Origin of the sequence: Shewanella aegiceratis (assembly GCF_019457495.1) — a bacterium.
Classification (GTDB): Bacteria; Pseudomonadota; Gammaproteobacteria; order Enterobacterales; family Shewanellaceae; genus Shewanella; species Shewanella loihica.
Window position 1 is genome coordinate 982186 of record NZ_CP080416.1, and the last position, 13305, is coordinate 995490.

The 13305-nt window shown below is 53.2% G+C and carries 15 protein-coding genes; 8 read left to right on the top strand and 7 right to left on the bottom strand.

From position 1 onward, the window contains the following. Nucleotides 1–104 precede the first annotated feature (104 nt). Nucleotides 105–1040 carry a malate dehydrogenase gene (gene mdh, locus K0H80_RS04390; RefSeq protein WP_220073232.1) on the top strand — a complete coding sequence of 312 codons (936 nt, stop codon included), beginning with the start codon at nucleotides 105–107 and terminating at the stop codon, nucleotides 1038–1040. A 125-nt stretch (nucleotides 1041–1165) separates the two neighbouring features. Here mdh and ispB read toward each other — a convergent pair whose 3' ends face one another. Beyond that, nucleotides 1166–2137: an octaprenyl diphosphate synthase gene (gene ispB, locus K0H80_RS04395; protein WP_220073233.1), complete on the bottom strand. Its 972-nt coding sequence runs from the start codon at nucleotides 2135–2137 to the stop codon at nucleotides 1166–1168. A 275-nt stretch (nucleotides 2138–2412) separates the two neighbouring features. Here ispB and rplU point away from each other — a divergent pair, with 275 nt between their 5' ends. The 7 genes from rplU to K0H80_RS04430 all read left to right on the top strand — a co-directional run bounded on the left by rplU (nucleotide 2413) and on the right by K0H80_RS04430 (nucleotide 6639). Beyond that, nucleotides 2413–2724, top strand: a complete 312-nt coding sequence (rplU, locus tag K0H80_RS04400; RefSeq protein ID WP_011864675.1) for a 50S ribosomal protein L21 — start codon at nucleotides 2413–2415, stop codon at nucleotides 2722–2724. Nucleotides 2725–2739: 15 nt separating this feature from the next. Next, on the top strand, nucleotides 2740–2994 hold the full coding sequence (gene rpmA / locus K0H80_RS04405; RefSeq protein ID WP_011864676.1) for a 50S ribosomal protein L27: 255 nt from the start codon (nucleotides 2740–2742) through the stop codon (nucleotides 2992–2994). Nucleotides 2995–3209: 215 nt separating this feature from the next. Then, nucleotides 3210–4373, top strand: a complete 1164-nt coding sequence (gene cgtA / locus K0H80_RS04410) for an Obg family GTPase CgtA (protein ID WP_011864677.1) — start codon at nucleotides 3210–3212, stop codon at nucleotides 4371–4373. Nucleotides 4374–4408: 35 nt separating this feature from the next. After that, on the top strand, nucleotides 4409–5170 hold the full coding sequence (locus K0H80_RS04415; protein ID WP_144200831.1) for a threonine/serine exporter family protein: 762 nt from the start codon (nucleotides 4409–4411) through the stop codon (nucleotides 5168–5170). Continuing rightward, nucleotides 5167–5637 (top strand): threonine/serine exporter family protein, encoded by a 471-nt coding sequence (locus K0H80_RS04420; protein WP_011864679.1) that lies wholly within the window; start codon nucleotides 5167–5169, stop codon nucleotides 5635–5637. The genes K0H80_RS04415 and K0H80_RS04420 overlap by 4 nt, the downstream gene beginning before the upstream one ends. A gap of 40 nt (nucleotides 5638–5677) precedes the next feature. Further along, on the top strand, nucleotides 5678–6160 hold the full coding sequence (gene folA / locus K0H80_RS04425; protein WP_220044418.1) for a type 3 dihydrofolate reductase: 483 nt from the start codon (nucleotides 5678–5680) through the stop codon (nucleotides 6158–6160). 86 nt (nucleotides 6161–6246) lie between these two features. Next, nucleotides 6247–6639 carry a DUF3718 domain-containing protein gene (locus tag K0H80_RS04430; RefSeq protein ID WP_011864681.1) on the top strand — a complete coding sequence of 131 codons (393 nt, stop codon included), beginning with the start codon at nucleotides 6247–6249 and terminating at the stop codon, nucleotides 6637–6639. 115 nt (nucleotides 6640–6754) lie between these two features. On the opposite strand, the gene K0H80_RS04435 is transcribed toward K0H80_RS04430, so the two are convergent. The 6 genes from K0H80_RS04435 to surA all read right to left on the bottom strand — a co-directional run bounded on the left by K0H80_RS04435 (nucleotide 6755) and on the right by surA (nucleotide 13287). Continuing rightward, nucleotides 6755–8779: a methyl-accepting chemotaxis protein gene (locus tag K0H80_RS04435; protein WP_220073234.1), complete on the bottom strand. Its 2025-nt coding sequence runs from the start codon at nucleotides 8777–8779 to the stop codon at nucleotides 6755–6757. 104 nt (nucleotides 8780–8883) lie between these two features. After that, nucleotides 8884–9708, bottom strand: coding sequence for a symmetrical bis(5'-nucleosyl)-tetraphosphatase (locus tag K0H80_RS04440; protein ID WP_220073235.1), 825 nt, complete (start codon nucleotides 9706–9708; stop codon nucleotides 8884–8886). Between the two features lie 26 nt (nucleotides 9709–9734). Further along, nucleotides 9735–10115, bottom strand: coding sequence for a Co2+/Mg2+ efflux protein ApaG (gene apaG / locus K0H80_RS04445; RefSeq protein WP_220073236.1), 381 nt, complete (start codon nucleotides 10113–10115; stop codon nucleotides 9735–9737). 51 nt (nucleotides 10116–10166) lie between these two features. After that, on the bottom strand, nucleotides 10167–10976 hold the full coding sequence (gene rsmA, locus K0H80_RS04450) for a 16S rRNA (adenine(1518)-N(6)/adenine(1519)-N(6))-dimethyltransferase RsmA (protein WP_144200841.1): 810 nt from the start codon (nucleotides 10974–10976) through the stop codon (nucleotides 10167–10169). Between the two features lie 2 nt (nucleotides 10977–10978). Further along, nucleotides 10979–11977: a 4-hydroxythreonine-4-phosphate dehydrogenase PdxA gene (gene pdxA, locus K0H80_RS04455; RefSeq protein WP_011864686.1), complete on the bottom strand. Its 999-nt coding sequence runs from the start codon at nucleotides 11975–11977 to the stop codon at nucleotides 10979–10981. Between the two features lie 5 nt (nucleotides 11978–11982). Next, entirely contained in the window at nucleotides 11983–13287 is a 1305-nt protein-coding gene (gene surA / locus K0H80_RS04460; protein WP_144200845.1) for a peptidylprolyl isomerase SurA, read from the bottom strand. Nucleotides 13288–13305 lie beyond the last annotated feature (18 nt).

A 13305-nucleotide genomic window follows, 5' to 3' on the forward strand; every position in this document is an offset into this window, starting at 1 on the left:
ACGACTAAGGGATAATTGAATTTTTACCGTGATTCCAGTAATGTTGCGCCATCGGTAAATCTAGATCTATATCACATAATATCCAAGAATTAACGGAGATAACTATGAAAGTTGCTGTACTTGGTGCCGCCGGTGGTATTGGCCAGGCTCTTGCCCTACTACTCAAAACTCAACTGCCTGCCGGTTCAAAACTATCCCTTTATGATATCGCGCCAGTCACACCTGGTGTTGCCGTTGACCTAAGCCACATCCCGACTGCTGTAGAAGTAAAGGGCTTTGCGGGTGAAGATCCAACGCCAGCGCTGGAAGGTGCCGACGTGGTACTGATCTCTGCTGGTGTTGCACGTAAGCCAGGCATGGATCGTTCAGATCTATTCAACATCAACGCGGGTATCGTGAGAAACCTGGTTGAGAAGTGTGCCGCAACTTGCCCTAAGGCGCTGATCGGTATTATCACTAACCCAGTTAACACTACTGTCGCTATCGCTGCAGAAGTACTGAAGGCTGCCGGTGTATACGACAAGAACCGTCTGTTCGGTGTGACTACCCTTGACGTGATCCGCTCTGAAACTTTCGTTGCCGAAGCGAAGGGTCTGGACGTTGCCGACGTTAAAGTGAATGTAATCGGTGGACACAGCGGCGTGACTATTCTGCCACTACTGTCTCAAATCGAAGGCGTAAGCTTCTCTGATGAAGAAGTGGCTGCACTGACGACTCGTATCCAGAACGCGGGTACCGAAGTGGTTGAAGCTAAGGCGGGTGGCGGTAGCGCGACTCTGTCTATGGGTCAGGCGGCATGTCGTTTCGGTCTGTCACTGGTTCGTGGCCTACAGGGCGAAGCTAACGTTGTTGAGTGTGCCTATGTCGATGGTGGCAGCGAGCATGCTGACTTCTTCGCGCAACCTGTACTACTGGGTAAGAACGGTATCGAGCAGGTACTTGCCTATGGTGAGGTTAGCGAGTTCGAAGCCAACGCACGTGATGCTATGCTAGATACGCTTAAAGCCGATATCGCACTTGGTGTCGACTTCGTAAAATAAGGCTAGGCTAAGCCTTTAGTTAGTCCTTAATAAAAAATGGAGCCAATTGGCTCCATTTTTTTATGGGTAACTTTTACCTTGATATCGAGAGGCGAAAGACTGATTAGGAACTAATTGTCTGCTAATTAGTGATCGCGCGCCACGGCGATTCTCGCCAGCGATATCAGGGCCTGCTTATAGTCGCTATCGGGAAGCAGATCTAATGCGCGTATCGCCTTCTCTGCTTCTTCCTGAGCGCGTTTCTCTGTGTAGTCCAGGGCGCCACACTGCTTAAGGGCATTTAATATGGTATCGATATGCTCAGTGCCGTCGCCTTTCTCGATCGCATCGCGAATCAATTGACGCTCCAGCTCGTTGCCGTTGGCGATGGCGTAGATAAGCGGCAGGGTAGGCTTACCCTCGGCCAGGTCGTCGCCTATGTTCTTACCCAGGGCCTCGGTATCGGCCGTATAATCCAGTAGGTCGTCGGTGAGTTGGAAGGCGGTGCCCAGATACTTGCCATAGTCGGCCAGTGCAGTCTGCACTTCTATGCTGCTATCGGCCAGCACGCCTGCCAGACGGGTGGCGGCTTCAAATAGTTTCGCCGTTTTGCAGTAGATCACCCGCATGTAGCTCTCTTCACTGGTGTCTGGGTCGTTACAGTTCATTAGCTGCAATACTTCGCCTTCTGCCAGTACGTTGGTGGCATCGGCGAGTACTTCAAGCACCTCCATGCTCTTCAGCTCTGTCATCATCTGGAAAGAGCGGGTATAGAGGAAGTCACCTACCAATACGCTGGCGCTGTTACCGAACAGGGCGTTGGCGGTTTCCCGGCCGCGTCTAAGCATAGACTCATCGACCACGTCGTCGTGTAGCAGAGACGCGGTATGGATAAACTCAACGATTGCCGCCAGTTTAAGATGCGCTTCACCTTCATAGGCGATGGCGCGGGCGGCCAAGATAGAGAGCAGTGGACGCATGCGTTTGCCGCCGCCATTGATGATGTAGAATCCGAGTTGATTAATAAGGGCGACATCCGATTCCAACTGCTTATAGATAAGTTGGTCGACGGCTTTCATATCAGCGTCTGCCAGCTGACGAATGGCATTCAAATCCATATAATGGCTCTACTTTTAGGGTTGCGAGGTAATTCAGACAGCCCAAATTAAGGCGAAAATGTTATAATTATTAGATTCTACCTAAAAATGCCTCGCCTGACAGTAGCAGAAGAGTATTGTGCGAGTAATTCCGATCTTTTTTTGATCAAAGTGAATTAGGACTTGTCAGCCAGGCGAACTTAGCGTAAACTCCGCGACCATTGTCATTAAAGCTTTTATAGCACCCAGCCAAACAAAAAGGGTCTGCGTGCTAGAAATATCGGAGTAAAATAGCTATGTACGCTGTTTTTCAAAGTGGTGGTAAGCAACACCGTGTTGCTGAAGGCCATACTGTACGTCTAGAAAAATTAGAAGTTGCTACAGGCGAAACTATCGAATTCGACCAAGTTCTTTTGGTTGCAGATGGTGAAACTGTACACGTTGGTGCACCTTTAGTTGAAGGTGGTAAGGTTGTAGCTGAAGTGATCAGCCATGGCCGTGGCGAGAAGGTAACTATCGTTAAGTTCCGTCGTCGTAAGCACCACGATAAGAAGATGGGCCACCGTCAGTGGTTCACCGAAGTTAAAATTACAGCTATCAACGCTTAATAAGGGGTCTAACTAATGGCACATAAAAAAGCTGGCGGTTCTACTCGTAACGGCCGCGATTCAGAAAGCAAACGTCTTGGTGTTAAGCGTTTCGGTGGTGAATCAGTTCTAGCTGGTAACATCATCGTTCGTCAACGTGGTACTAAGTTCCACGCAGGTGTTAACGTAGGTATCGGTCGTGACCATACTCTATTTGCACTAACTGACGGTAAAGTTAAGTTCGAAGTTAAAGGTCCTAAGAACCGCAAGTTCATTAGCATCGAAGCTTAATACTTAGCTACCCAAGCTAGTTTCTAAAGCCCTGCCTCTGGTGGGGCTTTATTGTTTATGAAGAATCATTACTGGTGAAAGAGCCTGTATACCGCTCCAGCACCAGTCCAATATTGTCTCCGCCGCTTTGTGCTGGGGCAGTTGCATCATTGTTTTTTGGCGGTAAGTTTCGATAGGCAGTATAATCGGTCTATTGTTTGGCGCCTGGAGTTGGTATGAAGTTTGTCGATGAAGCCGTGATCAGAGTCGAAGCTGGTGATGGCGGTAGTGGTTGCGTTAGTTTTCGACGCGAAAAATATGTGCCCGATGGCGGCCCAGATGGCGGTGACGGTGGTGACGGCGGCAGTGTTTATCTGCAGGCCGATGAAAACCTCAACACCCTGATCGATTACCGTTTCGAGCGTTTCCATTTTGCCGAGCGTGGTGAGAATGGTCGCGGACGCGACTGTACCGGTCATGGCGGTAAAGATCTCATTCTAAAGGTGCCAGTCGGGACCCGCGCCGTCGATGAAGAGACCCAGGAAGCGCTTGGGGATCTCAAGACTCATGGTCAGAAGCTGTTGGTGGCTAAAGGTGGCTTCCATGGCCTGGGTAACACTCGCTTTAAGAGCAGTACCAACCGTGCGCCGCGTCAGAAGACCCTGGGCACCCCAGGTGAAGTGCGTAGCCTGAGACTCGAGCTGATGCTGTTGGCGGATGTGGGTCTGCTGGGTATGCCTAACGCCGGTAAATCGACCTTTATTCGCTCAGTGTCTCGTGCCAAGCCGAAGGTTGCCGATTATCCATTTACCACACTGGTGCCTAACCTGGGGGTTGTGACACCAAGACATGGCCAAAGTTTTGTGATCGCCGATATTCCCGGTCTGATCGAAGGCGCCGCCGAAGGGGCAGGCCTGGGTATTCGCTTCCTTAAGCACCTCGAGCGTTGCCGTGTGCTGCTGCATATCCTGGATATCGAGCCTATCGATGGCAGCGATCCCGTCGACAGCGCTCGGGCCATCGTGGGTGAGCTAGAGAAGCACTCGCCGCTGCTGGCAAGCAAGCCACGTTGGTTGGTGTTCAACAAGACTGACTTGCTGCTCGAAGAGGAGTTGCAAGAGCGCGTCGATCGCATCGTCAAAGAGCTGGATTGGCAGGGTGATGTCTACTGTATTTCGGCCTACAACCGCGAAGGCACGCAGGAACTGGCGCTCAAGCTGATGGACTTTATCGATGCTCTGCCACCAGAGGTCGAGGAAGATCCCGATGCAGAGGTCGAGTTCAAGTGGGACAACTATCATCAGAAGACCCAGGAAGTGGTCAACGAAGACTATGATGATGACTTCGACGACGACTTCGATGATGATGACTATGATGTCGAAATCATCTATCAAAGGTAAGTTTATTAAGTTACCCCTTTCATTCTGAGAGAATTGTGTACGCCGATACTCAAAATGATATTACCCGGCAGGTTGTCCGGGTTGCTCAACTCTTACTGGCCTATGGTGCTGAGTCCGACCTCGTCGAAGAGATCAGCCAGCGCCTGGGTCAGGCATTAGGTCTCGCCAGTGTCGAGATCTCCATCTCCTCTAACTCTCTGGTACTGACCAGCCTGGTGCATGGTCGCTGTATCACCACTACCCGGCGCATTCGCGAGCATGGCATCAATATGACCATCATCTGCGAGCTGCAGCGCATCTGTCTGTTGACGGAGAAGGGGATCTACGGCCTCAACGAGGTACGCAAACGTGTCTCGCGGATCCAGCCAAAGAGCTATCCTAGGCGCTATCTGGTGCCCATGATCGGCCTCTCCTGTGGCAGTTTCTGCCACCTGTTTGGTGGCGATACCATGGCGGTGTTGATCACCATACTGGCCGCATCAGTGGGCATGTCGGTGCGTCTGGCCATCGCCAAGCATCATTTCAATCTGTTGGTGAACTTTGCCGTGACCGCCTTTATTACCACCTTGGTGGCGCAGATGGGCTATCACCTGCAACTGACCGATACCCCTAAGCTGCCGATGGCCGCCAGCGTGTTGATGTTGGTGCCGGGTTTTCCCATGATCAACGCCATCTCAGATATGGTAAAGGGGCACCTTAATGTGGGGATCTCCCGTTGGGGCCACGCCACCCTGTTGACCGTCTCATCCGTCATAGGGATCACCATCGCCATGCAACTGGGAGGACTCTTCCTATGATGGAGCTGCTGCTCAAGCTGCTAAATGATGCGGCCTTCTCGGCTGTTCCTGCGGTGGGTTTCGCCATGGTGTTCAATGTGCCCAAACGCTTCCTGCCATACTGCGCCCTGGCTGGCGCCCTTGGTCACAGCCTGCGCACCTTGCTGCTGCATTTCGGCATGCCGATTGAGTGGTGTACCTTCGCCGCGGCGGCCTTGGTCGGGGTGTTAACCATAGGCTTTGCCAAGAAACATCTGGCACCGCCGCTGATGTACGCCGTGGCGGCGATCATCCCTATGATCCCGGGAACCTATGCCTACAATACAGTGATTGCCTTGGTGCAGCTGTCTGCCCAGTCTGAGGTGAGCCCAGAGCTGACCGCCGAGGTGATCAGCAATGGCTTGAAGACCATCTTCATCTTAGGGGCGTTATCTGTCGGACTCGCCATGCCCAGTCTGCTCTATTTTCGTACCCGCCCAGTGATCTAATTCTAAACCCTACAGACGGCACAAGACCGTTGGAGAGCCCATGAAAATAGCTATGATTGCCGCGATGGCAAATAACCGGGTTATCGGCAAAGATAATCAGATGCCCTGGCACCTGCCAGAAGACCTGCGCCACTTTAAACAGATGACCCTAGGCAAGCCTGTGGTCATGGGCCGTAAGACCTTCGAATCCATCGGCAGACCCTTGCCTGGACGCCACAACCTGGTGGTGAGCCGACAAGAAGATCTGGTTATCGAGGGCGTGACCTGCGTGACCTCATTCGAACAGGCCAAGGAATTGGTGCAGGGCTGTGAGGAGTTGGTGGTAATAGGCGGTGGTCAGCTTTATGCAGAGCTACTGCCTCAGGCGGATCGCCTGTATCTGACCGAGATCAATCTCGATGTCGAGGGCGATACCCATTTCCCGGAGTGGGATGATGGCAGTTGGCAGCTGCTCGACAGTGAATCTCACATAAATGATAAAGGTTTGGAATATCGCTTTATCAATTTGGCAAAAAAATGTTAACTTATGGTGTTGCCCCGAGTTGTCTTTAGGCCGTCACTTTAGTGATAGCCTACTGAAAAAAATAATAAATATTATAGGAGTACCCGATGCGTTTTTTACCGACTACGTTAGCTGTGGTGATTGCAGCCTCTGTTTATACCGTTCCAGCGCCAGTTCAAGCCAACGATCAACTCGTTGCCAATATCTGTAACTATGTTCAGGCCGATGATAAAAACCGTTTACGTAAGAAATTGAAAGAAGCGCGCGTTAAGCTACGCAACGTGTATGAAGGGGTGACCTGTGATGGCAACAGCCTGTTGCGTTTCGCCATGATTAGCGGTGCCAACGACGTGGGCGAGTTCATGAGCAAGCGTCTCTCCACCGAAGAGTTGAGCGTCAAGGAAGCCGATGGTCTGACGGTCGTCGAATGGGCCGAGGGTAACGGCCACGGCGGTAGCCCTATTACCGCGGCAATCAAGGAACGCCTCGCCGGCAACTAATCTGCCAAAACGCTTCGAGTAAGCATTAAAAAACCGGACCTTAAGTCCGGTTTTTTGTATCTGTTTAAAGGCGTTACTATGTCTTTAGCTTTGTCTTTAGCTTTGTCTTTAGCTTTTACACCTTAAACTCGCCCACAGAGGCCTGGAGCTCTTCGGCAAGCTGGGCCACCTGATGGCTAGATTGTGCCGTCTGATCGGCGCCTGTGGCCGTCTCTTCGGAGATCGCCGCGATATGCTCTAGCTTCTCAGATACCTGCTGGCTCACCAGATTCTGCTCCTGAGCCGCATTGGCAATATGAGTACCAGAGTCATGGGCATAGTGTACCGCATTGCTGATGCTCTCCAGGGCGACGTTGGCCTGCTCTGTCTTCTCGACGCAGCTGTTGGCCTGCTGACGGCCCAGTTCCATCACGGAAACGGCTTCCTGGGTGCCCTGTTGCAGCACCTGAATCATCTGCTGGATCTCTTGGGTCGAGTCTTGGGTGCGAGATGCCAGGCTGCGAACCTCGTCGGCCACTACGGCAAAGCCTCGGCCCTGTTCACCGGCCCTGGCGGCTTCGATGGCGGCGTTCAGCGCCAGCAGGTTGGTCTGCTCGGCGATGCCACGGATAACGTCCAGAATCGAGCCGATGGAGGCGCTGTCTGAGTGAACCTTGTTGATCACCTGACTCGCCTTGGCGACTTCGTCCGCTAGCGCCAGAATGGTGCGCTTATTCTCATCGGCGATGGCACGCATATGCTGCGCCTCTTCATCGGCCTGTCTGATCTGATTCAGGGCCTCATCGGCACTGGTGCTCACCTGCATGGCGCTTGAACTGAGCTGGGTCGTGGCGGTTGCCACCTGATCGACCTGGTTTTTCTGCTCCTGAATGCCTGCGGTAGTCTGCGCCGTGATGGCCGAGGTTTCTTCGGCGGCGGCAGCCAGTTGGTTAGAGCGGTCCAGTATGCCTTGGATAAGGGTACGCAAGCTGTCGACTAACCTGTTACAGTTGCGCGACAGCTCGGCAAATTCGTCATGACCGCTATCGTCCAGCTTATGGGTCAGGTTACCCGACGCCAGGATATTGAGGGCGTTGTTGACCTTATCGAGTGAGTTCTTAAGTGGGCGGATCACCGCGATACTCACCAGCACGGCCACGACGATGGCGATCAGGACCAGTGCCAGGGTCTTATAGCTGGCGCTGTCGATCTCGTCGATCGCCTTGACGCTAACGGCCTGAGAGGTGGACTCGATTGCCTTGTTCAGGCTGCCCATGCTCTGGTTAACGGCGGTGGCATTGGACTCGACAGTATTAAGCAGTTGACTGGCCTGCAGGTTAAAATCCAGCTGTTGACCCTTGCGTTTAAGAATCGAGTCTGGGCCGTTGAGCATGGTGAACACCTTGCTCGCTTCCGTGTTGATGTTGTCTAACATCTCTTGGTCGATGACGCCTTCCCAGTGACGGCTCACATACTCCAGCTTGTTCTGGGCTTCGCTGATGATGTAGTCCAGCTCCTTGAGTATGGTCTCGTACTTGGATTTCTCCTTGGCATTGACCAGGTCATAGCTGCTGGTGATCAGGTTGCTGAAGCTGTTGTCTATGTTGCTGGCGGTGGCGGCTATTTCACGTTCTGTGGGATCTTGACTGGTCTCCAGATCGATAAGGTCCAGTAGTAGTGATGCGGTATCATCGGCGGCGCCTTCGAGACTTTCCAGGTTGTCGACCAAAGATTCCTGAGTCTGCAGCGACTGCTCTCTGGCCTGCATCATCTTGAGGCTGTTGTCGTTGAACGACTGGTAGTTGGCCCTGAGTGACTTGATCTGGCCGCCAAGATTATCCTCGTGGCCTTGAATGATACGATTGAGTTGATCCAGTTCGGTGATAAAGCCTTTGCTGAGGCTGGTGAATTGGCTGCGAACCTGAGGCAGTTCTTTGGATTGCTTGCTATGGAAGGCCACCAGTAGCTGCTTTTCTTGCAGTGCAAGATTCTGTGTCAGGCCATTGCTGCTCTTTAGGGCGGGAAGGCTCAGGTCTTGCAAAACGAGGGTGCTGCTCTTGATGTTGTCGTTGGTGACCAAGGACGCCACACCTAAGACGATAAGCAGTAAGGTGACGACACTAAATCCACCGATGACTCGAGTGGCGACATTCAATTTCATAGGGCACTCCGGTTTTTGTTGTTATATCCCTAATTACATAACATATTCTCAGGGCAGGGCGGTGATATCCGCTCATTTTTTTATCGGCCAAGCTAAGGGCTAGTTTAACTCTTTTTTAACTTATTTTGGGTAATTTTTTGATTCGATTCAAGATGCCAGAGGGTTAAATATTGTCCCCAGCAGCATCCGGTATCCAGTGCCTGCAATCCTGGCAGGTTCACCTCTCCCATCAGGGCCGCCCAATGGCCGAAGACCAAAGTATGGCCTTTCATGGCCCGGCCTGATTGTTTAAACCAAGGGATCAAGCCTTCCTTCTCGCCTTTCGCTGGCGGCAGCTTACAATCGAAGTTTAATCGACCATCGCTGTGGAGAAAGCGCATCCGGGTGAGGGCGTTGATGGTATAGACGAGGCGCTTGAGTCCCTTGGTCTCGGGTGACCATTCGCTGACGGAGTTGGTGTACATCTTGGCGATGAGGCGCTCGATATAGTCATCTCTTGCCAGTGCCTCCTGTACCTTGCGCGACTCCTTGAGGGCGGTTTTAACGTCCCACTGGGGCGGAATGCCGGCGTGAGCCATCAAGACAGAGTGGGTTTTATGTTCTCGGGCCAGTGGCTGTAGCCTGAGCCAATCGATGAGCTGGTTGAGATCCGGCGCCGCCAACAGGGCGCCCAGGTTATCCTTGGGGTTGACCCGTTTCACCTTGCCATGCAGCGCCATCAGGTGCAGGTCGTGATTGCCCAGCACAGGTTTTACCGAGCCCTCAAGCCCCTTGAGGTAACGTAGTGTCTCCAGGGATTGGGTGCCCCTGGCCACCATGTCGCCGACCACCCAGAGCTCATCTTTGGAAGAGTTAAAGTCCACCTTGGCCAGTAGGGCCTGGAGCTCATCGAAACAGCCCTGAATATCGCCCACGAAGTATGTTGCCATAGATGCTCTCGGCTCGCTGTGTCGAATTAATGCAGCAGGCCGGGGGCCGCTAGACGGAAGGGGGCGATGGGGGCCTTGAAGGTCTCACCCTTTTCGGTCACCATCACATAGTAGCCCTGCATGACGGCAAAGGGCGTCTCGCATACCGTACCACTGGTGTACTGGTAGGCGGTATTAGGCTTGATGGTGGGGGTCTCGCCAACCACACCTGCGCCTTCGACCTTACTCTCATGGCCATTGGCGTCTGTGATGCACCACATGCGGCTCTTCAGGGTGACGGCTTCATCCCCTAAGTTGATGATGGTGATGGTGTAGCTGAACAGGTATCTCTCTTCTTCGGGCGAAGATTGCTCTTCGATATAGTCGGTTTTGACCTCAATCCTGATTGAGGATTCGAGTTGTTTCATTCGGATCCCTAAAGGTTAACGGGTGGGAGGCGCACAGCGCCTCCGTCACGGTTAGGCTTGGCGTTTATCGACCAGATGGTTGGCCATGGCGACATATTGCTGCACTGTGATCTGCTCAGGGCGCATGCTGGCATCTATGCCCAGCGCGCTGAAGTCGTCATCGTTCAACAACTGCTTGAGGTTGTTACGCAGTGTCTTACGGCGCATGTTAAAGGCCGTAGTACACAGGTGCCTCAACAGATCCACATCTTTACAGGGGTAAGGTTTCTCTTTGTAGGGCACGAGTCTCACCACGGCAGAGTCGACCTTTGGCGGCGGCGTGAAGCAGCCTGGTGGCACTTCGAGTACCGGCATCACCTGACAGAAATATTGTGCCATCACGGTCAAACGGCCATAGGCTTTGGTGCCTGGGGCGGCAGACAGCCTCAATACCACCTCTTTTTGCAGCATGAAGTGCATATTCTCGATATGCTCGGCAAACTCAAACAGGTGGAACATCAGCGGCGTAGAGATGTTGTAGGGCAGGTTGCCAAACACCTTCATCTGCTTGCCTTCTTCGACCAGCTGCATAAAGTCGAATTTCAGCGCGTCGCCCTGGTGGATCTCCAGCTTGTCCTTGAGAAACGGATGTGTCTGCAGACGCTCAACCAGATCTTTATCCAGCTCGACCACGGTCAGTTTGTCGATGCTTTCGGCTACCGGCTCGGTAAGCGCCGCCAGGCCTGGGCCAATTTCGACCATCACGTGATCGTTATCGGGCGAGATGGCGCCGACGATACGATTGATCACATTGCTGTCGGTCAAAAAGTTTTGTCCGAAACGTTTTCTCGCCGTGTGGCCTAAATGTACTTTATTACTCATTACTACTCTTTAAGTGACTCATTCTTGGTGGCTAGTTCGATAGCCTTGTTTAGCGCGCAGACAAAACTGCCGATGTCGGCTTTGCCTGTGCCGGCCAGCTCCAGTGCCGTACCATGGTCGACCGAGGTGCGGATATAGGGCAGGCCTAGGGTGATATTGACCGAGCTGCCAAAGCCTTGGGATTTCAGTACCGGCAGTCCCTGATCGTGATACATGGCGAGGATCACGTCGGCATCTTCCAGATACTTTGGCTGGAACAGGGTATCGGCAGGCAGTGGCCCGACGATATTCATATTTTGCTCACGCAGCTCGTTGAGCGCGGGAATGATCACATCGATCTCTTCGCGGCCCAGGTGGCCATCTTCGCCCGCATGGGGGTTGAGGCCACAGACATAGATCTTAGGATCATCCAGAGCAAACTTGGTCACCAGATCCTTGTGCAAGATCTTGATGATCTGATGCAGACGGTCACGGGTGATCGCCTTAGACACATAGGCCAGCGGAATATGTGTGGTGACCAGCGCCACCTGCAGGCCCGGGGCTGCGAGCAGCATCACCACATCCTGACAGTTGGCCTGGTGGGCAAAGAACTCGGTATGACCGCTAAAGGGGATACCCGCCTGGTTGATGATCCCTTTGTGGACAGGGCCTGTCACCACGGCGTCGAACTCGCCATTCATGTTCTTCTCACCGGCATAGGCCAGGGTGTCGATCACATAGCTGCTGTTCTGTTCATCGAGCTTACCGCACACTGCTTCTTTTACCAGGGGGAAGGGCACTATGGTCAGGGTACCGGCTTCCTGCGGCTTAGGCGCCTGATTGGGCTGGAAGGGGCGCAGCTGGATCGGCAAGCCGATCTGCTTGGCGCGGCTGGTCAGCAAAGTGGGGTCGGCACAAACAACAAGCTCAGCGGGCCAAGCGCGCTGAGCAAGTTGAATGACTAAGTCTGGGCCCACACCGGCAGGTTCTCCCGGTGTGATGGCGATGCGTTTAGTCGTCAATATGATTAACCTCGATTGAAATCGGCATCGAATACTTCAATGTAAGCCTCTGCTCGCATTTCATCCAGCCAGTTTTGTAATTCTTCATTAAACTTGCGGCGGAAGATGAGCTGGTGCGCCCGATTAGTGTTAAATTTATCTGTCGCATCCGTCTTACGTCTCTCCTCCAGCTGCACTATGTGCCAGCCGTGGCTAGAACGGAATGGCTCACTGATCTCGTTGATCTTCAGTGCGCCCAATGTTTGTGCGAAGGCAGGTACGTAGACGGTAGGGTCTGCCCAGCCCAGTTCGCCGCCCTTGGCCGCCGAACCTGGATCTTCGCTGTATTGACGGGCCAGGGTGGCAAAGTCGGCTTCGCCGCTTCTTAGCTGGGCCGCAAACTTGTCGAGCATCGCCTTGGCACGCTCTTCCGACAGGATTGGCGACGGCTTGATCAGTATATGACGTGAACGTACTTCGTCAATTTCTTTGGTCTGCAGGCCGCGGGCATCCATCACCTTGATGATGTGGAAACCGGCGCCGCTGCGCACTGGGCCTATGATGTCACCCGTCTTGGCACCGACTAAAAGCTCGGCGAACAGGGTTGGCATCTCATTGACGTTCATGTAATCCCAGATACCGCCTTCTAGCGCCTTAGGGCCAGAAGAAGAGGCGATGGCAGTCTGTTTGAAGTCGGCATTGTCTTGTAGGCGCTTGAGTACGGCGTTGGCACGGCTGCTGGCGGCCTCAAGTTGTTCGCTGTTGGGGCTGTTTGGCACCTCGATCAGGATATGACCGATCTGGTACTCCACCTGCTGCATCCCTTGTTCTTCGATTAGCTTAACCAGGCTGTTGATCTCCTGTGGAGAGACCTGGATACGACGCTGTACCTGAATACGCTGGATCTCGCCCAGGGTGATCTCTTCGCGCAGCTGCTCGCGGTATTGGCTCCAGCTCATGCCTTCGGCTTCGACCTTTTCGCGCATCATCTCAGGAGTCATCTTCTGCTCCTTGGCGATGTTCTCGATTGTCTGGTCCAGTTGCAGGTCACCGATGTGCAGACCTATGCGGTCGGCCATCTGCAGTTGCAGACGGGTCACGATCAGACGCTCGATCACCTGAGTGCGTAGCGCCTTGTCAGAAGGTAATGACTGGCCGGCGGCTTTTGCGTTGGCTTTGACTGTCTTCAACATGTTGACGATTTCGCTTTCCAGCACTATGCCTTCGTTGATCTGAACCGTCACCCTATCCAGGGGCACGTTCTCGGCCATCGCGCCGTGGCTCATCGCCAGTGTAAGTAAAGCAAAAATCAGTTGTTTACAGGGTTTCATCCACAAAAATCCTTGGCA